Annotated in this window: 24 protein-coding genes; 13 read left to right on the forward strand and 11 right to left on the reverse strand. The window is 68.0% G+C overall.

The annotated features are described in order from the left end of the window. The first annotated feature begins 142 nt into the window (after positions 1-142). Positions 143-1,150 carry an NAD-dependent epimerase gene (locus LXT12_RS13770; RefSeq protein ID WP_255763611.1) on the forward strand — a complete coding sequence of 336 codons (1,008 nt, stop codon included), beginning with the start codon at positions 143-145 and terminating at the stop codon, positions 1,148-1,150. Positions 1,151-1,215: 65 nt separating this feature from the next. Next, the gene (locus LXT12_RS13775) at positions 1,216-2,541 is read left to right on the forward strand and encodes a UDP-glucose dehydrogenase family protein (RefSeq protein ID WP_233392759.1); all 1,326 of its coding nucleotides are present in this window, start codon (positions 1,216-1,218) and stop codon (positions 2,539-2,541) included. A 66-nt stretch (positions 2,542-2,607) separates the two neighbouring features. Here the strand turns inward: LXT12_RS13775 and rfbC are convergent, their stop codons facing one another. Genes rfbC through LXT12_RS13815 form a run of 8 tightly spaced genes read right to left on the reverse strand, consistent with a single transcriptional unit; the run spans position 2,608 to position 11,103 of the window. Further along, positions 2,608-3,159, reverse strand: a complete 552-nt coding sequence (gene rfbC, locus LXT12_RS13780; protein ID WP_233392760.1) for a dTDP-4-dehydrorhamnose 3,5-epimerase — start codon at positions 3,157-3,159, stop codon at positions 2,608-2,610. 5 nt (positions 3,160-3,164) lie between these two features. Beyond that, on the reverse strand, positions 3,165-4,049 hold the full coding sequence (rfbA, locus tag LXT12_RS13785) for a glucose-1-phosphate thymidylyltransferase RfbA (protein ID WP_233392761.1): 885 nt from the start codon (positions 4,047-4,049) through the stop codon (positions 3,165-3,167). A 14-nt stretch (positions 4,050-4,063) separates the two neighbouring features. Then, complete coding sequence (gene rfbD, locus LXT12_RS13790; RefSeq protein WP_233392762.1) at positions 4,064-4,945, reverse strand: dTDP-4-dehydrorhamnose reductase; 882 nt, start codon at positions 4,943-4,945, stop codon at positions 4,064-4,066. Positions 4,946-4,948: 3 nt separating this feature from the next. Beyond that, positions 4,949-6,004, reverse strand: a complete 1,056-nt coding sequence (rfbB, locus tag LXT12_RS13795; protein WP_233392763.1) for a dTDP-glucose 4,6-dehydratase — start codon at positions 6,002-6,004, stop codon at positions 4,949-4,951. A gap of 3 nt (positions 6,005-6,007) precedes the next feature. After that, positions 6,008-7,459, reverse strand: a complete 1,452-nt coding sequence (locus LXT12_RS13800; RefSeq protein WP_233392764.1) for a mannose-1-phosphate guanylyltransferase/mannose-6-phosphate isomerase — start codon at positions 7,457-7,459, stop codon at positions 6,008-6,010. A gap of 11 nt (positions 7,460-7,470) precedes the next feature. Further along, positions 7,471-8,487 carry a UDP-glucose 4-epimerase GalE gene (gene galE, locus LXT12_RS13805; protein ID WP_233392981.1) on the reverse strand — a complete coding sequence of 339 codons (1,017 nt, stop codon included), beginning with the start codon at positions 8,485-8,487 and terminating at the stop codon, positions 7,471-7,473. Further along, on the reverse strand, positions 8,484-9,725 hold the full coding sequence (locus LXT12_RS13810) for a porin family protein (protein WP_233392765.1): 1,242 nt from the start codon (positions 9,723-9,725) through the stop codon (positions 8,484-8,486). Before LXT12_RS13810 ends, galE begins: the two co-directional genes overlap by 4 nt. Further along, positions 9,715-11,103: an undecaprenyl-phosphate glucose phosphotransferase gene (locus tag LXT12_RS13815; RefSeq protein WP_233392766.1), complete on the reverse strand. Its 1,389-nt coding sequence runs from the start codon at positions 11,101-11,103 to the stop codon at positions 9,715-9,717. The genes LXT12_RS13810 and LXT12_RS13815 overlap by 11 nt, the downstream gene beginning before the upstream one ends. 127 nt (positions 11,104-11,230) lie before the next feature. On the opposite strand from LXT12_RS13815, the gene LXT12_RS13820 reads away from it, so the two are divergent. The 6 genes from LXT12_RS13820 (at position 11,231) to aspS (ending at position 17,857) form a co-directional block, all read left to right on the forward strand. Then, positions 11,231-11,773, forward strand: coding sequence for a hypothetical protein (locus LXT12_RS13820; protein ID WP_233392767.1), 543 nt, complete (start codon positions 11,231-11,233; stop codon positions 11,771-11,773). Further along, complete coding sequence (gene ubiB, locus LXT12_RS13825; RefSeq protein WP_233392768.1) at positions 11,770-13,332, forward strand: ubiquinone biosynthesis regulatory protein kinase UbiB; 1,563 nt, start codon at positions 11,770-11,772, stop codon at positions 13,330-13,332. The genes LXT12_RS13820 and ubiB overlap by 4 nt, the downstream gene beginning before the upstream one ends. A 61-nt stretch (positions 13,333-13,393) precedes the next feature. Beyond that, positions 13,394-14,857, forward strand: coding sequence for a high affinity choline transporter 1 (locus LXT12_RS13830; RefSeq protein ID WP_233392769.1), 1,464 nt, complete (start codon positions 13,394-13,396; stop codon positions 14,855-14,857). Between the two features lie 110 nt (positions 14,858-14,967). Continuing rightward, positions 14,968-15,285 (forward strand): FmdB family zinc ribbon protein, encoded by a 318-nt coding sequence (locus LXT12_RS13835; RefSeq protein ID WP_233392770.1) that lies wholly within the window; start codon positions 14,968-14,970, stop codon positions 15,283-15,285. A gap of 13 nt (positions 15,286-15,298) precedes the next feature. Beyond that, the gene (locus LXT12_RS13840) at positions 15,299-15,982 is read left to right on the forward strand and encodes a DUF502 domain-containing protein (protein WP_233392771.1); all 684 of its coding nucleotides are present in this window, start codon (positions 15,299-15,301) and stop codon (positions 15,980-15,982) included. 84 nt (positions 15,983-16,066) lie between these two features. After that, complete coding sequence (gene aspS, locus LXT12_RS13845; RefSeq protein ID WP_233392772.1) at positions 16,067-17,857, forward strand: aspartate--tRNA ligase; 1,791 nt, start codon at positions 16,067-16,069, stop codon at positions 17,855-17,857. Positions 17,858-17,900: 43 nt separating this feature from the next. Here the strand turns inward: aspS and mpl are convergent, their stop codons facing one another. The 3 genes from mpl to thiD are packed head-to-tail and all read right to left on the reverse strand — an operon-like array spanning position 17,901 to position 21,543. Beyond that, entirely contained in the window at positions 17,901-19,262 is a 1,362-nt protein-coding gene (gene mpl / locus LXT12_RS13850; protein WP_233392773.1) for a UDP-N-acetylmuramate:L-alanyl-gamma-D-glutamyl-meso-diaminopimelate ligase, read from the reverse strand. A 29-nt stretch (positions 19,263-19,291) separates the two neighbouring features. Further along, complete coding sequence (gene hemL, locus LXT12_RS13855) at positions 19,292-20,578, reverse strand: glutamate-1-semialdehyde 2,1-aminomutase (RefSeq protein ID WP_233392774.1); 1,287 nt, start codon at positions 20,576-20,578, stop codon at positions 19,292-19,294. A 17-nt stretch (positions 20,579-20,595) separates the two neighbouring features. Continuing rightward, entirely contained in the window at positions 20,596-21,543 is a 948-nt protein-coding gene (thiD, locus tag LXT12_RS13860) for a bifunctional hydroxymethylpyrimidine kinase/phosphomethylpyrimidine kinase (protein ID WP_233392775.1), read from the reverse strand. A gap of 182 nt (positions 21,544-21,725) precedes the next feature. On the opposite strand from thiD, the gene LXT12_RS13865 reads away from it, so the two are divergent. From LXT12_RS13865 to LXT12_RS13885, 5 genes are all read left to right on the forward strand, one after another. Next, positions 21,726-21,878: a rubredoxin gene (locus tag LXT12_RS13865; RefSeq protein ID WP_255763633.1), complete on the forward strand. Its 153-nt coding sequence runs from the start codon at positions 21,726-21,728 to the stop codon at positions 21,876-21,878. A 55-nt stretch (positions 21,879-21,933) separates the two neighbouring features. Next, positions 21,934-22,323, forward strand: a complete 390-nt coding sequence (locus LXT12_RS13870) for a response regulator (RefSeq protein ID WP_233392777.1) — start codon at positions 21,934-21,936, stop codon at positions 22,321-22,323. Between the two features lie 34 nt (positions 22,324-22,357). Beyond that, positions 22,358-22,723, forward strand: a complete 366-nt coding sequence (locus LXT12_RS13875) for a response regulator (protein WP_255763612.1) — start codon at positions 22,358-22,360, stop codon at positions 22,721-22,723. 13 nt (positions 22,724-22,736) lie between these two features. After that, entirely contained in the window at positions 22,737-23,267 is a 531-nt protein-coding gene (locus LXT12_RS13880) for a chemotaxis protein CheW (protein WP_233392778.1), read from the forward strand. Between the two features lie 69 nt (positions 23,268-23,336). After that, the gene (locus tag LXT12_RS13885) at positions 23,337-25,709 is read left to right on the forward strand and encodes a methyl-accepting chemotaxis protein (RefSeq protein WP_233392779.1); all 2,373 of its coding nucleotides are present in this window, start codon (positions 23,337-23,339) and stop codon (positions 25,707-25,709) included. Positions 25,710-25,722: the final 13 nt, after the last annotated feature.

The raw sequence follows: 25,722 nt of genomic DNA on the forward strand, positions 1-25,722 counted from the left end.
ACATCGCATGCTGGGTGCGGGCCCCGCTTTCGAGGGGCCGCCGCCCCGAGGCGGATACGCCGGCTGGCGGAGAATGCGGTGCTGGCGATGCGGTGCGCAGTTGCTCCGCGCCGCCCGCTGTGCATCATCTGGGAGACCCGCGTTGAAAGTACTCGTCACCGGCGCCGCCGGCTTCATCGGCATGCATGTCAGCCAGATCCTGCTGGCACGCGGCGACCAGGTCGTCGGCCTGGACAACCTGAACGACTACTACAGCCCGCAGCTCAAGCATGACCGCCTGGCGCGGCTGACGCCCAAGCCGGGCTTCAGCTTCGTCAAGATGGACGTGGCCGACCGCGAGGGCATGGCCAAGCTCTTCGCGGAGCAGCGCTTCGACCGGGTCGTCCACTTGGCCGCGCAGGCCGGGGTGCGCTATTCCATCGAGAACCCGCACGCCTACATCGACAGCAACATCGTCGGCTTCACCAACATCCTCGAGGGCTGCCGGCACAACGGCGTGCAGCACCTGGCCTACGCGTCGAGTTCCAGCGTCTACGGCGGCAACACGCTGATGCCCTTCTCGGAGCACCACAGCGTCGACCACCCCATCAGCCTCTACGCCGCGACCAAGAAGGCCAACGAGCTGATGGCCCACACCTACTCCCACCTGTTCGGCCTGCCGACCACGGGCCTGCGCTTCTTCACGGTCTATGGCCCGTGGGGACGGCCGGACATGGCCCTCTTCCTGTTCACCAAGGCCATCATCGAAGGCCGGCCCATCAACGTGTTCAACCACGGCAAGATGATCCGCGACTTCACCTACATCGACGACATCGCCGAAGGCGTGGTGCGGGTGCTGGACCGCACGGCCGAGCCCGACCCGAACTACGACCCCGTCAAGGCGGACCCGGCGCGCTCCAGCGCCCCCTATCGGGTGTTCAACATCGGCAACCACGCGCCCATCCAGCTGATGAGCTTCATCGAGGCCATCGAGCAGGCCGTCGGGCGCGAGGCGGTGAAGAACTTCATGCCCATGCAGGACGGCGACGTGCCCGCCACGCACGCCGACGTCGAGGAACTGGCGGCCTGGACCGGCTTCCGTCCGGCCATGCCCGTGCCCGAAGGCATCCAGCGCTTTGTCACCTGGTATCGGGACTACTACAAGGTCTGAGCGGCATGCCACCGTCATGCGGCTGGGTTACAAACGCGTGAACTGCAGTTGAACAAGGACTAGGAATGAAAGTCACCGCGATCGGCACCGGCTATGTGGGCCTGGTCACCGGCGCCTGCCTCGCCGAGATGGGCAACCACGTGGTCTGCCTGGACGTGAATCCCGAGAAGATCCGCGTCCTCAACGACGGCGAGATCCCGATCCACGAGCCGGGCCTGCTGGAGGTGGTGCGCCGCAATGTCGCGGCAGGTCGCCTGCAGTTCACGACCGACGTGGACATGGCCGTGCAGCACGGCACGCTGCTCTTCATCGGCGTGGGCACCCCGCCGGACGAGGATGGCTCGGCCGACCTGCAGTACGTGGTCGCGGCGGCCCGCTCCATCGGCCAGCGCATGACCGACTACAAGGTCATCATCGACAAGAGCACCGTGCCCGTCGGCACCGCCGACAAGGTGCGCGCCGCCGTCAAGGAAGAGCTGGACAAGCGCGGCCTGGGCGGCATGTCCTATGCCGTCGTGTCCAACCCCGAGTTCCTGAAGGAAGGTGCTGCGGTCGACGACTTCATGAAGCCCGACCGCATCATCGTCGGCTCCGACGACGAGCAGGCCACGTTGCTGATGCGCGCGCTGTACGCGCCCTTCAACCGCACCCAGGACCGCATGCTGGTCATGGACGTGAAGAGCGCCGAGTTCACCAAGTACGCCGCCAACGCCATGCTGGCCACGCGCATCAGCTTCATGAACGAGCTGGCCCTGCTGGCCGAGAAGGTGGGCGCGGACATCGAACTCGTGCGCCGCGGCATCGGCTCGGACCCGCGCATCGGCTACCAGTTCCTCTACGCGGGTGCGGGCTATGGCGGCTCCTGCTTCCCCAAGGACGTCAAGGCCCTGGTCAGGACGGCGGCGGACAACGGCATCCCGCTGAAGGTGCTGACCGCCGTGGAAGAGGCCAACGAGCGCCAGAAGCGCGTGCTCGTGGACAAGGTCGTCAGCCGTTTCGGTGGCGATCTCAAGGGCCGCCGCTTCGCGATGTGGGGCCTGGCCTTCAAGCCCAACACCGACGACATGCGCGAGGCGCCGTCGCTGGTCATCATCGACGAGCTGACCAAGCGAGGCGCGACGGTGGCCGCCTACGACCCGGTCTCCATGTCCGAGACGGCCCGCATCCTGGGCCCCCGCGACGACGTGAGCCTGGTGGAGCGCGCGGAAGCCGCGCTGCAAGGCGCCGACGCCTTGCTCATCGTGACGGAGTGGAAGGAGTTCCGCACGCCGGATTTCGATGCCATCAAGGCGGTGCTGAAGTCGCCGGTGGTCTTCGACGGCCGCAACCTCTACGACCCCAAGCTGATGAAGGCCCTGGGCATCGAGTACAGCGGCATCGGACGGGGCTGAGCGGCATTGCCGCGCCCAAGCGCAAACGCCCTCCGTCGGAGGGCGTTTTTCATGGGCGCGGGCCTCTCAGTCGAAGGTCTTGGCGTCGGCCAGCAGCGGCGCGGCCACGTCCTTGGCCGACAGCTGCGGCGTGAGGCCTTCGACGGGCCAGGCGACGCCGATGGTCGGGTCGTCCCAGCGCACGGCGCCCTCGCATTCGGGGGCGTAGCGGCCGCTGGTCTTGTAGAGGAAGTCGGCCGTCTCGCTGATGACGACGAAGCCGTGGGCGAAGCCGGGCGGGATCCACAGCTGACGCTGGTTCTCGGCGGACAGTTCATAACCCACCCAGCGGCCGAAGTTGGGGCTGGAGCGGCGCATGTCCACCGCCACGTCGAAGACGGCGCCCGCCACGCAGCGCACCAGCTTGCCCTGGGCATGCGGCGCGAGCTGGTAGTGCAGGCCGCGCAGCACGCCGCGGGCCGAGCGCGAATGGTTGTCCTGCACGAAATGGATTTCCTGGCCGAGGGCGGCGTTGAAGCGGGCCTCGTTCCAGCTTTCCATGAAGAAGCCGCGCGCGTCGCCGAAGACCTGCGGCTCGATCAGCAGGACCTCGGGCAGGGTGGTGGGAGTGACCTTCATCGTTGTCAGAACACTTTCTCGGTCAGCACCTTGAGCAGGTACTGGCCGTAGCCGTTCTTGGCCAGCGGCATGGCGAGCGTCTCGAGCTGGCCCGCGTCGATCCAGCCGGCGCGGTAGGCGATTTCCTCGGGGCAGGCGACCTTCAGGCCCTGGCGCTTTTCGAGCGTGGCGATGAACTGGCCGGCTTCCAACAGGCTGTCGTGCGTGCCGGTGTCCAGCCAGGCATAACCGCGGCCCATGATCTCGACATTGAGCTGACCCTGCTCCAGGTAGCGGGCGTTGACGTCGGTGATCTCCAGCTCGCCGCGGGGGCTGGGCTTGATGCTGGCCGCGATGTCGCAGACCTGCTCGTCGTAGAAGTACAGGCCCGTCACCGCGTAGTTGCTCTTGGGCGCCTTGGGCTTTTCCTCGATGGACAGGGCGCGCTTGGCCGCGTCGAAGGCGACGACGCCATAACGTTCGGGATCGTGGACGTGGTAGGCGAAGACGCTGGCGCCGTCGTTGCGTGCGGTCGCATTGCCCAGCAGCCGCGCGAAGTCGTGGCCGTAGAAGATGTTGTCGCCGAGGACGAGGGCGCTGGGCTTACCGTCGACGAAGTTGCGGCCGAGGATGAAGGCCTGGGCCAGGCCGTCGGGGCTGGGCTGTACGCAGTAGCTGATGTTCAGGCCCCAGCGCGCGCCGTCGCCCAGCAGCGCCTCGAAGCGGGGCGTGTCCTGCGGCGTGCTGATGAGCAGGATGTCCCGGATACCCGCCAGCATCAGCGTGCTCAGCGGGTAATAGACCATGGGCTTGTCGTAGACCGGCAGTAGCTGCTTGCTCATCGCGAGCGTGGCCGGGTGCAGGCGCGTGCCGGAGCCACCGGCGAGGATGATGCCTTTGCGGTTCTTCATGAGGACCTCCCTCTTCAGAGGATTTCGTTCAGCATGCGCTCGACGCCTTGCTGCCAACTCGGCAGTGTCAGACCGAAGCGCTGTTGCAGCTTGGCCGTGGACAGGCGCGAGTTCAACGGGCGCTTGGCCGGCGTCGGATAGTCGCTGGTCGGGATGGCGAGGATCTGGTCGGGCGCCACCTGGATCGGCCGGCCCCGCTGGCGTGCGAACTCGATGACGAAGCGCGCGTAGTCGTGCCAGCTCGTCTCGCCGCCGGCCACGGCATGGTAGGTGCCGACGAGGGACGGGTTCACGCGCGCGGCGCGCAGCATGTGGGCCGTCAGGTCGGCCAGCAGCTCGGCGCCGGTCGGCGCGCCGATCTGGTCGGCGATGACCTTGAGCTGTTCGCGTTCCGCCGCCAGGCGCAGCATGGTCTTGGCAAAGTTGCCGCCGCGCGCGGCATAGACCCAACTGGTGCGCAGGATGAGGTGCTGGCAGCCACTGGCGCGGATGGCATCTTCGCCTTCGGCCTTGGTGCTGCCGTAGACGCTCAGCGGCGCGATGGCGGCCTCTTCGTTCCGCGGCTGGCTACCGCTGCCATCGAAGACGTAGTCGGTCGAGTAGTGCACGAAGAAGGCGCCGAGGCGCTTGGCCTCGATGGCCAGCAGGGCGGGCGTGGCGGCGTTGATCTGGCGCGCCAGCGCCGGCTCGCTCTCGGCCTTGTCGACGGCGGTGTGGGCCGCCGCATTGACGATGACCTGGGGCGCCAGGGCCTGCACGCGTGCCAGCAGCGCGTCGGGCCGGGTGAAGTCACCACCGTCGTCATGGTCCAGGGCGACGACCTCGCCGACGACGGCGAGCGAACGCTGCAATTCCCAGCCGACCTGGCCGTTCTTGCCGAGCAACAGGATCTTCATCGCTCAGCTGTACTGTTTGTCGAGCCAGTCGCGGTAGGCGCCGCTCTGCACGCGCGCCACCCACTCGGGATGGTCGAGATACCACTGGACCGTCTTGCGGATGCCGGTCTCGAAAGTCTCGGCCGGGCGCCAGCCAAGCTCCCGCTCGATCTTGCGGGCGTCGATGGCATAACGGCGATCATGGCCGGGGCGGTCCTTCACGTAGGTGATGAGGCGCGAGTAGGGACCTTCGGCCGAGGGCTTCAGTTCATCGAGCAGGGCGCAGACGGTCTTGACGATGTCGATGTTGGCCTTCTCGTTCCAGCCGCCGATGTTGTAGGTCTCGCCCAGCTTGCCGCCGGCCAGCACGGCGCGGATGCCGCTGCAGTGGTCGGTGACGTAGAGCCAGTCGCGGATCTGCTGGCCGTCGCCGTAGACGGGCAGCGGCTTGCCTGCGAGGGCGTTGACGATCATCAGCGGGATCAGCTTCTCGGGGAAGTGATAGGGCCCGTAGTTGTTCGAGCAGTTGGTGGTCAGCACCGGCAGGCCGTAGGTGTGGTGCCAGGCCCGCACGAGGTGGTCGCTGGCGGCCTTGCTGGCCGAGTAGGGACTGTTGGGCTCGTAGGCGTTGGTCTCGGCGAAGGGCGGGTCGGTCGGCTTGAGGGAGCCGTAGACCTCGTCCGTCGAGACGTGATGGAAGCGGAAGGCCGCCTTGGCGTCGCCCTCGAGCGCGCTCCAGTAGGCCCGCGCGGCTTCGAGCAGCGTGAACGTGCCCTCGACGTTGGTCTTCATGAAGGCGCCGGGGCCGTGGATGGAGCGGTCGACGTGGCTCTCGGCCGCGAAGTGCACGATGGCCCGCGGGCGGTGCGTGGCCAGCAACTGGTCGACCAGGGCGCGGTCGCAGATGTCGCCCTTGACGAAGACGTGGCGGGCATCGCCTTCGAGCGAGGCGAGGTTCTCCAGGTTGCCCGCGTAGGTGAGGGCGTCGAGGTTGACGACGGGCTCGTCGGACTGGCGCAGCCAGTCGAGCACGAAGTTGCTGCCGATGAAGCCGGCGCCGCCGGTGACCAGAATCGTCATGGATCAAGCCCTGCCGTAGGTGTCTTCGAAGCGCACGATGTCGTCCTCGCCGAGGTAGGAGCCCGACTGCACCTCGATGATCTCGAGCGGCACCTTGCCCGGGTTGGCCAGGCGGTGGGTCTGGCCGAGGGGGATGTAGGTGCTCTGGTTCTCGGTCAGCAGGATGGTCTTGTCGCCGTTGACGATCTCGGCGGTGCCGCTGACGACGATCCAGTGCTCGGCGCGGTGATGGTGCATCTGCAGGCTGAGCGACGCGCCCGGCTTGACCATGATGCGCTTGACCTGGAAGCGCTCGCCCGAGTCGATGCTGTCGTACCAGCCCCAGGGACGGTGGACCTTGCGGTGCAGGGCATGTTCGCCGCGCTGCTCGGCGCCGAGCCGGTTGACGATCTGCTTGACCTCCTGGCTGCGGGCCCGGTCGCTCACCAGCACGGCGTCGGCGGTCTCGACGACGACCACGTCCTTCAGGCCGACCACGCCGACGAGGCGGCTGGTGGCGTGCACCAGCGTGTTCTGGCTGTCGGCGATCAGGGCGTCGCCGACGAAGGCATTGCCGGCCTCGTCCTTGTCCGCCACCTGCCAGACGGCTTCCCAGGCGCCGAGGTCGTTCCAGCCGGCGTCCAGGGCCACCATGCGCAGGGGGATGTCGGTGCCGGGGCAGCGCTCCATGACGGCGTAGTCCACGGACTCGCTGGGCACGGCGGCGAATTCGGCCTTGCCGGGGCGCACGAACTTGGCGTCGGCCTTGCGGGCGGCCCAGGCGGCGCGGGTGGCTTCGGCGATGTCGGGGCGGAAGCGCTCCAGGGCCTTCATCCAGACGCTGGCGCGTAGCACGAACATGCCGCTGTTCCAGTAGTAGTCGCCTTCGGCGAGGTAGCGCTGAGCCGTCTCGAGGTCGGGCTTCTCGACGAACTGGGCGACGGCCAGGCCGCTGCCTTCGGACGTCGTGCGGATGTAGCCATAGCCCGTCTCGGGCCGGTCGGGTGTGATGCCGAGGATGGTGATGGCGCCGTCAGCGGCCAGGCGGATGGCCTGGTGCAGGGCCGCGGTGAAGGCTTCCGGCTTGGTGACGGTCTGGTCGGCCGGGGTGACGACGAGGACCGGGTCGGTGCCGCCTTCCAGTGCGGCCAGCGCCGCCAGGGTCAGCGCCGGAGCGGTGTTGCGGCCCATGGGCTCGAGCAGGACGCTGCTGGGTTCCAGCTTCGTTTCGCGGAGCTGGTCGAGCACGAGGAAGCGATGCTCGTCGTTGCCGACGATGCAGGGGCCTGCCAGGTCGAACTCGGGCGAGGCGAGGGCGGCCAGCCGGCGGGCGGCCATTTGAAAGAGGCTCTCGTTGCCCGACAGCACCAGGAACTGCTTGGGATAGCCGGCGCGCGACAGCGGCCACAGCCGGGTGCCCGACCCACCGGCCATGATGACGGGCAGAACGGAAATCTTGCTGAGCGGGGTGGACATGGTGATGGGGTTCAGTTGAAGCCTTGGGGATTGAGGTGTTGCCAGCGCCAGCTGTCCTCGCACATGCGGGCGAGGTCCAGCCTGGCCTCCCAGCCGAGCAGCTCGCGGGCCAGGGTGGGATCGGCCCAGCAGGCCGCCACGTCGCCGGGACGCCGTGCGACGATCTCGTAAGGCACCTTGCGGCCGCTGGCGGCCTCGTAGGCGCGCACGAGGTCGAGGACGCTGTAGCCTCGGCCGGTGCCGAGATTGACGGTCAGTGAGCCGGCAGTGTCCAGCAGGCGGCGCAGGGCTGCCACATGCCCCTCCGCGAGGTCGCTGACGTGGATGTAGTCGCGCACGCCGGTGCCGTCGGGCGTGGGGTAGTCGTTGCCGAAGACAGAAAGCTTCTCGCGCCGGCCGACGGCCACCTGGGCGACGTAGGGCATGAGGTTGTTGGGCGTGCCGCGCGGGTCTTCGCCGATGCGGCCACTCTCATGGGCGCCGACCGGGTTGAAGTAGCGCAGGCAGGCGGTCTGCCACGCGGATTCGGCGACGCCCACGTCGCGCAGGATCTGCTCGCCCATCAGCTTGGTGGCGCCGTAAGGATTGGTGGCCGAGGTCGGCGCATCTTCGCGCAGGGGCAGTTTCTCCGGCGCGCCGTAGACGGTGGCGCTGGAGCTGAAGACCATGCGCAGGCAGCCGTGGCGCCTCATGGCCTCGCAGGTGTTGACCAGGCCGCCCAGGTTGTTGCGGTAGTAGGCCAGAGGTTGGCTGACCGATTCGCCCACGGCCTTGTAGGCCGCGAAGTGGACGACGGCCGCCGGGCGGTGGGTGCTGAAGATCTCGTCCATCGCCGCCGGGTCGCAGACGTCCGCGCGCTCGAACTCGATGGGCGCGGCTGCGAGCTCCTTCAGGCGCTCCAGGACGACCGGCGAGCTGTTGGAGAAGTTGTCGACGCCGACGACGCGGTATCCGGCCTTTTGCAGGGCGAGCCAGGTGTGGGAGGCGATATAGCCGGCCGCGCCGGTGAGCAGGACGGTGGTCATCAGTACAGGATGGCTTGGCCCGTACAGCCGTAGCTGCTGGCGCTGTAGACGTACTGGGGCACGCTGCTGTCGCGGCTGGCGTGGTCATACTGGCAACTGAGGCTGAAGCCGCGGTAGATGCTCCATCGCAAGCCGAGGGAGTAGTTCGTCGTGGCATCCTGTGCGTCGGCTAGCACGGCGCCGGAGTCGCTGGTGCGGCGGGCCCGGTTGTCGGAGAAGTTCCCGCTTAAGCTGACTTTCCCAGTCAGCGCGTAGTTGGCGCCCAGCCGCCAGGAGCGATAGACGCGGTTCAGGTCGGCAGAGCGGACGACACTCTCTTGCCCAGTGTCACGGGAATACTGGAGATTCAGTTGCAGCTTGGCCGTGGGCGTCCAGATCCAGCCAACGGCGCCGGTCGTGCCGCTGAAGTCTCGGAGAATCTCCAAACCGTTCGTCGTGCGGCTGCGGCTGATGCGCGTATTCAAGTTGCTATGCCCGCCCAGCCGCCAATTCGTCGTGAAGTCCAGGTCGTTGCGCGTGTAGTCGTTGCGCGTGCTCGTCAGGGCGAAGCCCCCGCCGGGTAGCGGCACGAGTAGGGTGTAGCGCGGGTTGTTGCCCTTGGTGTGGCGGCCGACCAGTCCCAGTTTGACGTTGCCCGCCGGAGTGGCATACACCCCCAAGGACTCGGTGTTCTGGCGGTAAACCAGCCGGTCGTACTCCTGGGCGGTGAAATCGCGGTTGCGCCGCGTCCAGCCTGCCTCGACGGTGTAGCGTGTGCCCACGCCAAGCCGGGCAATGGCTTGGTATTCCTCGTCGCGCTCCACGTTCTTCACGCGGATGGGCTCAATGCCGATGATGCCGACGTTGAAGTCGGCCAGGGAGCGGTCGGACTTGGCACTCAGCACGCCCGACAGGTCGCCTACGGTCTGCCAGTTCAGCGCGGCTCGCACGCTGTGCGAGCGGTAGTTCAGGTCCTTGTTCGTCGAATAGCGGTTATCTTGCAGCGAGCCGTCCAGCGTTAGATGCTGTCGCCCCAGGCGCCGGTCGACGCCCGCCAGCAGGCCGGCGCTGATGACCGTGTCGCTGTTGGGCGCGCTGGCCTCGCGGTAGACGTTGGACACGTGCGAGACGCCTAGCGAGCCGCCAGCATAGAAGGGCGCCGCGTCGTCCGTCTGTGCATGCGCGGCAGCCACCAACCCGGCCATGGCAGCCAGGACCGAGATGCGCGTCGCGGCGAGCGAGTGGGGGGGCTTAGTAGGCATGGCGGTCAAAAATCACCAGCCTCACGGTGCGCAGGATGATCTGCAGATCGAGGGCCAGCGACCAGTTGCGCAGGTATTCCAGATCGTATTCGACGCGCGCCGCCATCTTGTCGATGGTGTCCGTCTCGCCCCGCAGGCCGTTCACCTGGGCCCAGCCGGTGATCCCCGGCTTGACCTTGTGCCTGACCATGTAGGCCTTGATGAGCTTGCGGTATTCCTCGTTGTGGGCCACCGCGTGAGGGCGCGGGCCGACGATGCTCATGCGGCCTTGCAGCACATTGATGAACTGCGGCAGCTCGTCCAGCGAGGTGCGCCGGATGAAGGCGCCGAACTTCGTGATGCGTGGATCGTCCTTGGTCGCCTGTTTCACGACGGGGCCGTTGTCCTGCGTGCGCATCGAGCGGAACTTGTAGACGATGATCTCCTCGCCATCCAGCCCGTTGCGGCGCTGCTTGAAGATGACGGGGCCGGGCGAGCTGAGCTTCACGCCGAGGGCGAGGATCAGCAGGATGGGCGAGATCAGGACGAGGATGATGCTGGCCAGGACGATGTCGCTGAGCCGCTTGACGAGCTGGTTGGTGCCCGTGAACGGGGTTTCGCAGATGCCGACGACCGGCACGCCGCTGATGTCCTGCAGCCGTCCCTGGATGATGCTGATGCCGAACACGTCGGGCACGAAGAAGAGGGATGCCGTCGTCCCCTGCACCTGCTCCAGCAACTCGACGATGCGCGGCTGTGAGCCCAGTGGCAGGGTGATGTAGACCTCACGCACACCCTTCTCACGGACGAATTCGCTGAGCTTGGACAACGGGCCGAGCAGTTCGGCGCCGGCGTCCGGATGCAGCCGCTCGCGGCCGCGGTCGTCGAAATAGCCCAGGCAGACGACGCCCTGCGACTCGCGCAGCGCGCGCGCCAGTTTGTGCCCGAGCGGCCCGGCGCCGACGACCACAGCGGTGCGCCGGGCGCTCGGGTCGCGCGCCCGCCACTGCTGGATGCGCCGTCCGACCTCGATGGCGGCGATCTGGATCACCGGAGTGATGATGGCCCACCACAGCAGCACCTCGTCTTCGAAGTAATGCAGGCTGTTGGTGGCATAACCGCACAGCAGCAGGATGCCGAGCAGCATCAACCAGGAGGAGACGACGTCGACGAGGGCGCTGGCGGGGTGGTCGTTGAAGCGGTTGCGCCCCGGAAAGGTGAGGGCAAAGACGAGCAGGCACAACATCAGTGCGGGCCGCATGACCGGCTCGTCGAAGTGGCCGTTCACGACCAGGAAGGTCACGACGATGATGCCTGGCTCCAGGAAGGCGGCAATCAGCGACTCGACCGACTGGGGGGCGCTGTAGAACGTCCTCTTGTAGCTGCGATCCTCGAACATCGTGGCAGGGGGGGAGCCCGGGTGGGCGGATGGCTTGCAAAAAGCGATCCGGGATTCTCCATCAACAAATTTGACAACCCGACCGTGCACGTCCCCTGTTCATGGTCCCCTGCCTACAATCTTGAGCATGCCCGCGCCCTGGAATCTCCCGCCCTTGCCCTCACTAACGCCGTTGCTGATGCCGGCCCTGCAGGACCGCCTCGTGCTGCTGATCAACCATGTGGTGTCCCGGGAGCCCATCGCCGCTCGCCGGCTGCAGCCACACGCCGGCCGCAGCCTCGTTGTCCACTTGGCCGGGTGGCCGGCGCTGCTGCCGGCTGCGCCGGACTTGATACTCGGCGTTACACCTGCGGGCCTCTTCGAGCGCCTGGAAGCGCCCACGTCCGCCGGTGGCCTGCGCGTCGAGATCGATGCCTCCAACCCCGCGGGGCTCGCCCTGGGCGTCGTCACAGGGACGCCACCGACCGTGACGGTGCAGGGCGATGCAGCCTTCGCCGGCGAGGTTCATTGGCTGATGGACAATCTTCGCTGGGACATCGAGGACGACTTGGCCGGCATCGTCGGTCCGCTGGCGGCCCGCCAGCTCGCGCAGTTCGGCCGCACGCTGCGGCGCAGCCTCTCCGGCATGGCGCAACGCCTCACGCCCACCCCGTCCGGTAGCGGCGCATGAGGTTTGTCTCCCGGCTGCTGGTCATCCTTTGGACGGTCTGGCGCTTCGGTCTCGATGACCTGGCCCTGTCGGGCCTGCGCCGCCGCCGCTTCCGGCTGCTGAGGCGTGTGACCCGGCTCGGCCGGCGCTGGCAGGAGCCGCGCGGCGTGCGGCTGCGGCTGGCGCTGGAGCGGCTGGGGCCCATCTTCGTCAAGTTCGGCCAGGTGCTGTCGACCCGGCGCGACCTGCTGCCCGCCGACGTCGCACTGGAGCTGGCCAAGCTGCAGGACCGTGTGCCGCCCTTCCCGGCGGCGGTGTCGCGCGAGATGGTCGAGCGCGCCTTCGGGAGGCCGCTCGAGGAACTGTTCGCCAGCTTCGAGGCCGAGCCGGTGGCCAGCGCGAGCATCGCCCAGGTGCACTTCGCCACGCTCAAGGACGGCCGCGAGGTGGCGGTCAAGGTGCTGCGTCCGGGCATGTTGGACGTCATCGACGACGACCTGTCCCTGATGCGCAAGCTGGCCGGCTGGATCGAGCGCTTCTCCGCCGACGGCCGCCGGCTCAAGCCCCGCGAGGTGGTCGCCGAGTTCGACACCTACCTGCACGATGAGCTGGACCTGGTGCGAGAGGCCGCCAACGCCGCTCAGCTGCGCCGCAACATGGAGGGGTTGGACCTCGTCCTCGTGCCCGAGATGCACTGGGACCTGTGCAGCTCCGAGGTCATCGTGATGGAGCGCATGAAGGGCGTGCCCATCTCCCAGCGTGCCGTGCTGGAGGAAGCGGGCATCGACATCAAGAAGCTGGCCCGGGACGGCGTCACCATCTTCTTCACCCAGGTCTTCCGCGACGGCTTCTTCCACGCCGACATGCACCCCGGAAACATCCAGGTGAGCCTGGCGCCGGAGACCTTTGGCCGCTACATCGCCCTGGACTTCGGCATCATCGGCACGCTGACCGAGGTCGACAAGGACTACCTCGCCCAGAACTTCATCGCCTTCTTCCAGCGCGACTACAAGCGCGTGGCCGAGCTGCACATCGCCTCCGGCTGGGTGCCGCCCGAGACCCGCGTCGATGCGCTCGAAAGCGCCGTCCGGGCCGTCTGCGAGCCGCATTTCGACCGGCCGCTCAAGGACATCTCGCTCGGCCAGGTGCTGCTGCGCCTGTTCCAGACCTCGCGGCGCTTCAACGTCGAGATCCAGCCCCAGCTCGTGCTGCTGCAGAAGACCCTGCTCAACGTCGAAGGCCTGGGGCGCCAACTCGACCCGGAACTCGACCTCTGGGCCACCGCCAAGCCCTTCCTGGAGCGCTGGATGAACGAGCAGGTCGGCTGGCCGGCCCTCACCAAGCAGCTGCAGAAGGAGGCGCCACGCTTCGCCCAGCTCATTCCGGAGCTGCCGCGCCTCCTGCATGACGCCCTCAAGGGCCAGGCCCGCGGCGCCGACGACGCCCAGCTGCGGGCCCTGGTGCGCGAACTGCGCAGCACCAACCGGTTGCTGTCGGGCCTGCTCTGGGGCGGTGCGGGCTTTGCTCTCGGGGCCACGCTGGCCTGGCTGACCGCGCGCTTTCTGGGCATCAGTCCCTAGCCGGCCGCCGCACCCCCGCCTTCATAATCCGCGCCACTTTTTTCCGGCGTTCCTCCCTGCCATGAACACCACGCTGATCGTTTTCGTCGTGCTCTACCTGCTCGGCACGCTGGGCATCGGCGTGTGGGCCGGCACGCGGGTCAAGAACACCTCCGACTTCGCCGTCGCCGGCCGCAGCCTGCCGCTCGTCATGGTGGTCACCACCACCTTCGCCACCTGGTTCGGCGCCGAGACGGTGATGGGCCTGCCGGCCAAGTTCGTCCAGGGCGGCCTGAACGCCGTCGTGGAGGACCCCTTCGGCGCCGGGCTGTGCCTCGTGCTGGTCGGTGCCTTCTTCGCGGCCAAGCTCTACCAGAAGAACCTGCTGACCATCGGCGACTTCTACCGCCAGCGCTTCGGCAAGGGCGTCGAGATCTTCTGCTCGCTGGCCATCATCCTGAGCTATCTCGGCTGGGTCGCGGCCCAGGTGACGGCCCTGGGCCTGGTGTTCAACATCCTGACCGACGGCGCCATGAGCCCGCAGACCGGCATGATCGTCGGCCTGCTGGCCGTGCTGGTCTATGTCGTCATCGGCGGCTTCCTGGCCGTGGCCTGGACGGACTTCATCCAGATGATCGTGCTGGTGGTCGGCCTGGCCATCATCGCGGTCTTCGCGTCCGACCTGGCCGGCGGCGCCGGCAAGGTGCTGGACCTGGCCCAGAGGCGCGACCTCGGCCGCTTCCTGCCTGAGCCGGGCTTCACGCAGCTGGCGATGTTCATCGGCTCCGGCCTGACCATGATGCTCGGCTCCATCCCGCAGCAGGACGTCTTCCAGCGCGTCATGTCGGCCAAGGACGCCAAGACGGCGCAGCGCGGCGCCATGATCGGCGGCTTCAGCTACATCGCCTTCGCCTTCGTGCCCATGTTCATCGTGCTCGCTGCCGTCGGCGTGATGGGCGACAAGGCGCTGGAGCTGGCCCAGAACGACTACCAGCGCGTGCTGCCCAGCTTCGTCATGGGCCACATGCCGCTGGTGATGCAGATCCTCTTCTTCGGCGCGCTGCTCTCGGCCATCAAGAGCACCTCGTCGGCCACGCTGCTGGCGCCGACGACCAGCTTCGTCGAGAACATCCTCAAGCAGATCCGCCCCGGCATGAGCGACAAGCAGCAGCTCGTGGCCATGCGGGTCACCCTCGTCGTTTTCGCGTTCGCCGTGCTGGCCTATGCCATCGCGCTGCAGGGCACGTCCATCTACGACCTCGTCAGCGCCGCCTACCAGGTGACGCTGGTCGCCGCCTTCGTGCCGCTGGTCTTCGGCCTGTACTGGCACCGCGCCACGACGCAGGGAGCCGTGTTCTCCATTTTCGCCGGCGTTGGCGTCTGGGTGGCCTATTTCCCGCAGGTCACGGCCTGGGGCGAACTCTTCCCGGGCCAGCTCGCCGGCCTCTTCGCCGCGCTGGCCGGTATGGTGGTGGGCTCGCTGATGCCCCAGATCCTGACCAACCGCCACGAGCACGTCAGCCACCATTTGCAGCCCCACCCCTGAAGGCCGGAGGGCGTTCGCGGGCCCGTGCCCGCCGCCGCCCACCTGGCTTCGGCTTGAAATCGGCGCGGTGCCCCTAAAATGACGGGCTTTGCCCACTCTTTTGCACCACCATGCCGATCTACGCCTACCGCTGCAGCGCCTGTGGCCACGCCAAGGACGTGCTGCAAAAGCTCTCTGACGCCCCTCTCACCACCTGCCCGTCCTGCGGCGCCGAGGCCTTCGGCAAGCAGGTCACGGCCGCCGGCTTCCAGCTCAAGGGCTCGGGCTGGTACGTGACCGACTTCCGCGGCGGCAACAGCGGCGGCGGCGCCGCTGCGAGCGCGGCGGCACCCGCGGCCGAGCCGGCCAAGTCGGAGTCGTCGTCGACCGAGGCCTCCTCGTCGTCGGCCCCGTCCACACCTTGCGGCGGCTCCTGCGCCTGCCACTGACCAGCAGGGCTTCGTGGGCGCATCACTCCGCAAATACCTCGTCGCCGGCCTGCTGGTCTGGCTGCCGCTGGCCATCACCGTCTGGGTGCTGACCCAGGCGCTGGATGTCGTCAACGGCGTCTTCGGCTCGCTGCTGGCCGCGCTGGCGCTCGTCGTGCCGGCGTCGCTGCGCGAGGGCCTGCTGGAGCTGCGCCACGTGCCCGGCCTGGGTCTCGTCATCCTGGCCGGCGGCCTGCTGCTGACGGGCGTCTTCGTCGCCAACATCTTCGGACAGTGGATGCTGGCGCAGTGGGACCGGCTGATGTCCCACATCCCCATCGTCAAGAGCATCTACAGCTCGGTCAAGCAGGTCTCGGACACGCTGTTCTCCAGCAGCGGCAACGCCTTCCGCGAGGCGGTGCTGGTGCAGTACCCGCGCGCCGGTTCCTGGACCATCGCCTTCGTCACCGGCACGCCCAGCGGCGAGGTCGCCTGCCACCTGGACGAGGAGCACCTCAGCATCTACGTGCCCACCACGCCCAACCCCACCTCGGGCTTCTTCCTCATCGTGCCGCGCTCCGACGTGAAGCCCCTGCACATGACGGTGGACGAGGCGCTGAAATACATCATCTCGATGGGGACGGTCGCCCCGCTGCCCCACCTCGACCAGGCGGGCGCCCTGCCGCTGGACGAGACGGCGCGAAACCGGCCGGGTTGAACGCCCCGGCAGGCGTTCAATCCTGAGAGCCGAGCGAGCTCGCCAGCGCCCACAAGACACCCGTACTGAATTCCGGAGAACTCCATGCGTACCTGCTATGCCGGCCAAGTCAGCGAAAAGCTGCTCGACCAGACCGTGACCCTGATGGGCTGGGCCCACCGTCGCCGCGACCACGGCGGCGTCATCTTCATCGACCTGCGCGACCGTGAAGGTCTCGTCCAGGTCGTCTGCGACCCCGACCGCCCCGACATGTTCAAGATCGCCGAGGGCGTGCGCAGCGAGTTCTGCCTCAAGATCATCGGCAAGGTCCGCTCGCGCCCGGCGGGCACCGAGAACGCCAACCTCGTCTCCGGCAAGGTCGAGATCCTCTGCCACGAGATCGAGGTGCTGAACCCCTCGGTGGCCGTGCCCTTCCAGCTCGACGACGACAACCTGTCCGAGACGACCCGCCTCACGCACCGCGTGCTGGACCTGCGCCGCCCCTACATGCAGAACAACCTCATGCTGCGCTACCGCGTGGCCATGGAGGTGCGCAAGTTCCTGGATGAGCACGGCTTCATCGACATCGAGACGCCCATGCTCACCAAGAGCACGCCCGAGGGCGCGCGCGACTACCTCGTGCCCAGCCGCGTGCACGACGGCCACTTCTTCGCGCTGCCGCAGTCGCCCCAGCTCTTCAAGCAGCTGCTGATGGTGGCGGGCTTCGACCGCTACTACCAGATCACCAAGTGCTTCCGCGACGAGGACCTGCGCGCCGACCGCCAGCCCGAGTTCACGCAGATCGATATCGAGACCAGCTTCCTCACCGAGGAGGAGATCCGCTCGATGTTCGAGGGCATGATCCGCCACGTCTTCCGCAAGACGATGAACGTCGAGCTGGGTGACTACCCGGTCATGAAGTACGCCGAGGCCATGCACCGCTTCGGCTCCGACAAGCCCGACCTGCGCGTCAAGCTCGAGTTCACCGAGCTGACCGATGCCATGGCGACGGTGGACTTCAAGGTTTTCAGCGGCCCGGCCACGACGCCGGGCGGCCGTGTCGTTGCGCTGCGCGTGCCGGGCGGCGGCGCCATGAGCCGCGGCGAGATCGACGCCTACACCGAGTTCGTCAAGATCTACGGCGCCAAGGGCCTGGCGTGGATCAAGGTCAATGAGGTGGCCAAGGGCCGCGAGGGCCTGCAGTCGCCCATCGTCAAGAACCTGCACGACGAGGCCATCGCCGAGGTGCTCAAGCGCACCGGCGCGCAAGACGGCGACCTGCTCTTCTTCGGCGCCGACAAGGCCAAGGTCGTCAACGACGCCATCGGCGCCCTGCGCCTGAAGGTCGGCCACAGCGAATTCGGCAAGGCCAACGGCCTCTTCGAGGACCGCTGGGCGCCGCTGTGGGTGGTCGACTTCCCGATGTTCGAGTTCGACGACGAAGCCAACCGCTGGAACGCCGTGCACCACCCGTTCACGGCGCCCAAGGACGGCCATGAGGACTTCATGACCACCGACCCGGGCAAGTGCGTGGCCAAGGCCTACGACATGGTGCTCAACGGCTGGGAACTCGGCGGCGGCTCGGTGCGTATCCACCGCGCCGAAGTGCAGGCCAAGGTCTTCGACGCCCTCAACATCGGTCCCGAGGACCAGCGCGTCAAGTTCGGCTTCCTGCTGGACGCCCTGCAGTACGGCGCCCCCCCGCATGGCGGCTTGGCCTTCGGCCTGGACCGCCTGGTCACGCTGATGACCAAGGCCGAGTCCATCCGCGACGTCATCGCCTTCCCCAAGACGCAGCGCGCGCAATGCCTGCTGACCGGCGCGCCCTCGCTGGTGGACGAGAAGCAGCTGCGAGAGCTGCACATCCGGCTGCGCAACGTGACGCCGGCGACCTGATCGTCAGCCGCTCATGCAGAAGCCCCGCGATGCGGGGCTTCTTTCATTTCGCGAGGGCGGCCAGCAGCTTGTCGTGAATGCCGCCGAATCCGCCATTGCTCATGCACAGCAGGTGGTCACCCGGCTTGGCGGCCTTGACCACTGCGGCCACGAGGGCGTCCACGTCGGCGCCGACGACGGCCTGGGCGCCCATGGGCGCGAGCGCCTCCCTGGCGTCCCAGCTCAGGCCCTGCTGGTTGCAGAAGGCCAGGTCCGCCTCCTCCAGCGCCCAGGGCAGCTGCGCCTTCATGGTGCCTAGCTTCATCGTGTTGGAGCGCGGCTCGAAGATGGCGAGGATGCGTTCCGCCGGCGCGATGCGCCTGCGCAGGCCGTTGATGGTCGTGCGGATGGCCGTCGGGTGGTGGGCGAAGTCGTCGTAGACCTTGATGCCGTTGACTTCGCCGCGCAGCTCCATGCGGCGGCGCACGTTCTGGAACTCGGACAAGGCGGCGGCCGCCTGCTCGGGCGCCACGCCCACGTGTTCGGCCGCGGCGATGGCCGCCAGCGCATTGAGCTGGTTGTGCTCGCCGATCAGGCTCCATTCGACGCGGGCGACCTTGAGGCTGCCGCGCAGCACGTCGAAGGCCTGGGGCTCGCCCCGTGCGCGCAGCATGCCGGCTTCTTCCTTCTTGGCGCCGAAGCGTTGCACCTCGCTCCAGCAGCCGCGGGCGATGACGCGCTGCAGCGCTTCCTCGCGGGCGTTGACGACGAGTCGGCCACTCGCGGGCACGGTGCGCACGAGGTGATGGAACTGGGTCTCGATGGCGGCCAGGTCGGGGAAGATGTCGGCGTGGTCGTGCTCGAGGTTGTTCAGGATGGCCGTGCGCGGCCGGTAGTGCACGAACTTGCTGCGCTTGTCGAAGAAGGCGGTGTCGTACTCGTCCGCCTCGATGACGAAGCATTTCCCTTCGCCGAGCCGGGCCGAGACGCTGAAGTTCTGCGGCACGCCGCCGACGAGGAAACCCGGCTTGAGGCCGGCATGCTCCAGGATCCAGGCCAGCATGGAGGTGGTCGTCGTCTTGCCGTGGGTGCCGGCCACCGCCAGCACGTGGCGGCCCTGCAGCACGTGCTCCGCCAGCCATTGCGGCCCCGAGATGTAGGGCAGGCCGGCGTCCAGGATGGCCTCCATCAGCGGGAAGCGCTCGCCGCGCGTGACGACGTTGCCGATGACGAAGACGTCCGGCTTGAGCTCCAGCTGCTCGGCGCCGAAGCCTTCGATCAGTTGAATGCCCAGGGCCTCGAGCTGGGTGCTCATCGGCGGATAGACGTTGGCGTCGCAGCCGGTGACCCGGTGGCCGGCCTCGCGCGCCAGGGCTGCCAGGCCACCCATGAAGGTGCCGCAGATGCCGAGGATGTGCAGATGCATGTCGATGGCGCCCGAGGGGCGCTCCAGGTTCAGCGCAAGGCCGTGCGCGCGGCGGCCAGCGTGGCGGCGATGTCCGCCTCGCTGTGGGCGGCCGACACGAAGCCGGCCTCGTACAGCGCCGGAGCAAGATAGATGCCGGCATCCAGCATCGCGTGGAAGAAGCGGTTGAAGCGCTCCTTGTCCGTGGTCATCACGGTCGTGTAGTTCTGGGGCAGCTCGGGCAGCAGGAAGAAGCCGAACATGCCGCCCTCGCAGTCGGCGCTGAAGGGCACGCCGTTGTCGGCTGCCACCGCCTTCAAGCCGTCCACCAGCTGGCGGGTCCGGGCGGCGAGGGCGTCGAAGAACCCGGGCTTCTGGATCTCGCGCAGCGTGGCCAGGCCGCAGGCCGTGGCCACCGGGTTGCCGGAGAGCGTGCCGGCCTGGTAGACGCCGCCGAGCGGGGCGAGGTGCTGCATGACCTCCCGCCGGGCGCCGAAGGCGGCCAGCGGCATGCCGCCGCCGATGACCTTGCCGAAGACGGAGATGTCCGGCGCGAAGCCGGGGATGAGCTGGGCGTAGTGGCCCTGGGCCGATCCGAGACCGACCCGGAAGCCCGTCATCACCTCGTCCAGCACCAGCAGGGCGCCGTGCTCGGTGCATAGCCGGCGCAGCGCCGTCATGAAGGGCAGGGAGGCCCGCACGAAGTTCATGTTGCCCGCGATGGGCTCGACGATGACGCAGGCCAGTTCGCGGCCGAACTCGGCGAAGGCGGCCTCCAGCTGCTCGACGTTGTTGTATTCCAGGACGACGGTGTCGGCCGCCGCCCCGGGCGTGACGCCGGCACTGGTCGGGTGGCCGAAGGTCGCCAGGCCCGAACCGGCCTTCACCAGCAAGGCGTCGGTATGGCCGTGGTAGCAGCCCTCGAACTTGATGAACTTGGGCCGCCCGGTGGCGCCGCGGGCCAGGCGGATGGCGCTCATGGTCGCCTCGGTGCCGGAGCTGACGAGGCGCACCTGGTCGATGCTGGGCACCAGCTTGAGGATCTCCTCGGCCAGCTCGATCTCGCGCTCGGTCGGCGCGCCGAAGGAGAAGCCCTCGGCGGCGGCCTTGAGCACGGCCTCCAGCACGGCGGGATGGCCATGCCCGAGGATCATCGGCCCCCAGGAGCCGATGTAGTCGACATAACGCCGGCCTTCGGCGTCATAGATGTAGGCGCCCTCGCCGCGAGCGATGAAGCGCGGCGTGCCGCCGACGGCGCGGAAGGCGCGCACGGGCGAGTTCACGCCGCCGGGGATGACGCGCGAGGCGCGCTCGAAGAGCTCGGAATTGCTGGCCATGGAACGGGATCTGGGGGTTAGTGCATGCGCCGCGGCGTCTTGGGCGTCGGCTCGGGTTCGGGCTCGATGTCCTCCGGCTCGGGCTCGGCGCCGTCCTCGTCGGCCGGCGGCAGCGCCCAGAAGAAGCGGTCGGGCACGACGTTGCCCATGCCCGGGCGGAAGCCCGCGTCCAGCGACTGGTCCAGGAAGGACAGCGCCTCGCTGACGGCCGAGTGCAGCTCGGCGCCCACCGACAGCAGCGCCGCCAGCGCGGCCGAGAGCGTGTCGCCGGCGCCGACGAAGGCGGTCTCGAAGCGCTCGAACTTCTCGCCGGCGATGGGGCCCTGGGCGTTGGCCAGCACGTTGTCCACGTACTGGTTGGGCAGCTGGATGCCGGTGACGAGCACGTGGGGCACGCCGGCCTGCGCCGCGGCGACGGCCAGCTCGCGGGCCGAGGGCGAACGCTCGCTGTCCCAATCGGGCAGCAGGAAGTCCGTCATGGTCTTGTGGTTGCCGACCAGCACCGTCGTCTGCGGCAGCACCAGCTCGCGCAGGGCGTCGAGGTAGCTCTGCTGCTCGTCCTCGTCGATCCAGGCGACGGAGGGCAGGTAGGTCACCAGTGGAACGTCCGGGTAGTCGCTGAGCACTTCGGCCACGGCGCTGACGGCCTCGGCATTGCCCAGGAAGCCCACCTTCCAGGCCGTGATGGGCACGTCCTCGAGGATGTGGCGGGCCTGCTCGGCGACCGTGTCGGGGTCGAGGCTCTCGTGCTCGAAGACCTCGGCTGTGTCGCGCATGACGATGGCCGTGACGACGGGCAGGCAGTGGGCGCCCATCGCGGCGATGGTGGCCACGTCGCCGGCCAGGCCGCCTGCGCCCGAGGCGTCGCTGGCGTTGAAGCTCAGCACGCACGCGGGCGGCGGGCTTTCCTGTTCGTCCTGGGGGTCTTCGACCTCGGTGTCGGGGGGGAGGGGTGTTGAGCTCATGAGGAGTCGTGGCGGTCGCGGCCGAAAGAGCTGCCGCAAAGCGTGGAGTCTGCCGCTAAAAGGCCGCTTCCGAGGCCCTAAGCACAGGCGTTTGCCCTCAGCATTGCGCTCTCGGGCCCTGGCTAGAATGATTCGATTGTAGTGAGCAAAGTTAGAGCAACGTGAGCGAACCCAGTACCTGGATGTGCCTGATCTGCGGATGGATCTACGACGAAGCAGCGGGTGATCCCGAGCATGGCATTGCCCCCGGCACCAAGTGGGAGGACGTGGACATGAACTGGACCTGCCCCGACTGCGGCGCACGCAAGGAAGATTTCGAGATGGTGCGCATCTGACGCCGTCTCGCCACCGGCCTGGCCCCGAGCTGACGAAGTTTCGAGGAGACGAGGTTTGAAAGAGCAAGTTTCCGACGCGGGGCCGACCCGCATCCTGGTCATCGACGACAGCAACACCATCCGCCGCAGCGCGGAGATCTTCCTTAAACAGGGCGGCCACGAGGTCGCCCTCGCCGAAGACGGATTCGATGCCCTGGCCAAGCTCGGCGACTTCCATCCCGACCTCGTCTTCTGCGACATCCTGATGCCGCGTCTGGACGGATACCAGACCTGCGCCATCATCAAGCGCAACCCGGAGTTTTCGGGCGTGCCGGTGATCATGCTGTCGTCCAAGGACGGCCTCTTCGACAAGGCCCGCGGGCGCATGGTGGGCTCGCAGGACTACCTGACCAAGCCCTTCACCAAGGATCAGCTGCTTCAGGCGGTGCTGCAGCACCGGCCCTGACGGGGCCTGAAGCGACTACTGAGCGAGAACTGCCATGAGCATCCACAACATCCTGCTGGTCGACGACTCCAAGACCGAGCTGCACGCCCTGTCCGAGATGCTGGTCAAGCGCGGCTACAGCGTGCGTACCGCCGAGAACGGCGAAGAGGCGATGAAGCGCCTGGCCGAGGCCAAGCCCGACCTGATCCTGATGGACGTCGTCATGCCCGGCCAGAACGGCTTCCAGCTGACCCGCGCCATCACGCGCGACGAGCGTTACAAGGAAGTGCCCGTCATCATGTGCACGAGCAAGAACCAGGAAACCGACAAGGTCTGGGGCATGCGCCAGGGTGCCAGCGACTATGTCGTCAAGCCCGTCAAGGCCGAGGAACTGATCGCCAAGATCAAGGCCCTCGGCTGAAGGCGGCGCCGACATGGCCAACAAGACCGCACTCCGCGAACTGCAGCAGCGCCTGGCCGAGCGCATGCAGGCCGCGCGCGAGCAGACGCTCATCGCCACCTGGCTGGCCGTCGACTGCGCAGGCGTGGGCCTGCTCTTCCCGCTGCGCCAGGCCAGCGAGATCTTCGCGCCCGTGCCGGTCAAGCCCGTGCCCTATGCCAAGCCCTGGCTGGTCGGCGTGGCCAACCTGCGCGGCGGCCTCTTCACCGTCGTGGACCTGGCCGTCTACCTCGGGCTGAGGGAGCCGACGCCCGGGCGCGTCATCCCATCGCACAGCCGGCTGGTCTCGCTGGGCGCCGATCTCAACCTGAACTGCGCGCTGGTGGTGGACCGCCTGGCCGGCCTGCGTAGCGACGAACAACTGCCGCTCGTGGCCGAGGCCGCGACCGGGCCGAGGCCACGCTTCGCCGGCGCCTTGCGTCGCGACGAAGCCGGCCGCCATTGGCAAGAAATCAATCTCGAAGCGCTGTCGAGGCAGGAGAACTTCCTGCACATCGTCGCGTGATCCGCATTAACAAGCCCCACGGCCCGCGCGCTGGCGCGGACATCGCAAACATTGAAGGACGAGGGTGAGATGAGCCTGCTGGACAAGATCAGGGGAAAGTCCGACGTCGATGAGCTTGCGCCCGCGGCGCCCGAGGGCGTCGACACGACCATCGACTCGCACAGTGGCGGTTTCGACGCGACGACCTCGCGTGCCCACGACTCCACCCTCGCCGGCGTCGAGATGCCCACACGCACCGAGGCGTTTGGGCGCACCGAGGCGCCCTCCATCATCTCCCCGGCCGTCCCGACCGAGCCGGGGCCGAGCAGCGAGTTCCCGTCCAGCTCGATGAGCTTTGCGCCGACCACCCAGGCCGCCGACCCCACGGCCCTGCCGCAGCCTCAGGCCGACGGCGCCGACAAGCTCGGTGACCTCTTCGGCCGTCACCGCCAGCGCGTGCTGACGGGCCTGGTCGCCTTCGGCCTCATTGGCACGGCGGTGTCGGTCAGCATGGTGCTGGTCAGCTCCAACCGCAGCGCCGCCCAGGTGCGTGCCACCGGCCAGGCGCTGATGCATTCCCAGCGCATGGCCAAGTCGGTGTCCGCGGCCCTGGTGGGCAACCCGGCGGCCTTCGCCGAACTGCGCGAGTCGGTCGGCACGCTCAGCGGCGTCGTCAACAACCTGCGCACCGGCGAAGGCGAACTGGCGATCGCGCCGGCGGCCGTGCAGCCCACGCTGGAATCCATCAAGCCCCTGGTCGAGCGCGCCGAGAAGAACGGCAAGATCGTGCAGAGCCAGGAGAAGATCCTGACCCAGGTCGGCCAGGCCCTGCGCGCCATCAACCGCCAGTCCAGCGACCTGCTCGAGAGCGCCGAGGCGGTGTCGTCCCAGGCGCTGCAGATCGGTTCCTCGGCGGGCGAGGTGTCCGCGGTCGGCCAGCTCGTCATGCTGACCCAGCGCATCGGCAAGAGCGCCAACGAGTTCCTCACCCAGGAAGGCGTCAGCCCCGAGGCCGTCTTCCTGCTCGGCAAGGACCTGAACTCCTTCAAGCTCATCACCGAGGCCCTGATCAGCGGCAGCCCCGAGCTGCGCCTGAACGCCGCCAAGGACCCGCAGCTCAAGGAACGCCTGCAGACCCTGCTCAAGCAGTACGAGCAGACGCGCACCCAGGCCTCGGCCATTCTCGGCAACCTGCAGGGCCTGGTGTCGGCTCGCGAAGCGCAGACGGCCATCCTGAACGACTCGGAGCCGCTGCGCAAAGGCCTGGAACAGGCCGCGGCCGACCTGGAAAGGTCCGGTGGCGCCGGCTGGGGCACCATCGTCTTCATGCTCGTCTCGCTGGCCGCGCTGGTGGGCGGCGCGGTGGGCTTCCTGCGCCTGTACCTGGCCGACCAGAGCCGCCGCGCGGAACTGGCCGAAGCCGAGAAGCAGCGCGCCGAGGCCGAGGAGGCCGAAGCCAAGCGCGTGAACGACGCCAACCAGGCCGCCATTCTGCGGCTGATGAACGAACTGGCCACGGTCGCCGAGGGCGACCTGACGCAGCAGGCCACGGTGACCGAGGACATCACCGGCGCCATCGCCGACTCGGTGAACTACACGGTGGAGGAGCTGCGCAACCTGGTCGGCCAGGTGCAGTCGACCGCGGCGCGCGTGACGGACACGACCGGCGCCGTCGACCAGACCTCGACCGACCTGCTGGCTGCGTCCAAGGAGCAGCTGCACGAGATCCGCGCCACCGGCGAGGCCGTGCTCGGCATGGCGAGCCGAATCAACGAGGTGTCCGCGCAGGCGCAGACCACCGCCGAGGTGGCGCGCCAGAGCCGGCAGGCCGCCGAGCAGGGCCTGGCCGCGATGCAGAACAACATCGCGGGTATGAATACCATCCGCGACTCCATCCAGGAGACCTCCAAGCGCATCAAGCGCCTGGGTGAGTCATCTCAGGAGATCGGCGAGATCACCGAGCTGATTTCCGACATTACCGAGCAGACCAACGTGCTGGCGCTGAACGCGGCCATCCAGGCCGCCTCGGCTGGCGAGGCGGGCCGCGGCTTCTCCGTCGTGGCCGAGGAAGTGCAGCGGCTGGCGGAACGCTCCGGCGACGCGACGCGGCGAATCGCAGCCCTGGTCAAGACCATTCAGACCGACACCCACGACGCCGTGGCCGCCATGGAGCGCTCGACGCGCGGCGTGGTGGAGGGCACGCAGCTGTCCGACGCGGCCGGCAAGGCGCTGGAAGACATCGACAACGTGTCGCGCCAGCTCGACGAGCTGATCGTGCGCATCTCCTCGCAGGCGCGCCAGGAAGCCGAGCACGCCAACGAGGTGGCCTCCAATATCCAGCACATCTTCGCCGTGACGGAGCAGACCTCCGAAGGCACGCGTTCCACCGCCCAGATGGTGCATGAGCTGTCCCGGTCCGCCGAGGCGCTGCGTGCGTCGGTCGCGCGGTTCAAGGTGGCTTGACATGATGCCCCCG

Origin of the sequence: Pelomonas caseinilytica (assembly GCF_021353235.1) — a bacterium.
Classification (GTDB): domain Bacteria; phylum Pseudomonadota; class Gammaproteobacteria; order Burkholderiales; family Burkholderiaceae_C; genus Pelomonas; species Pelomonas caseinilytica.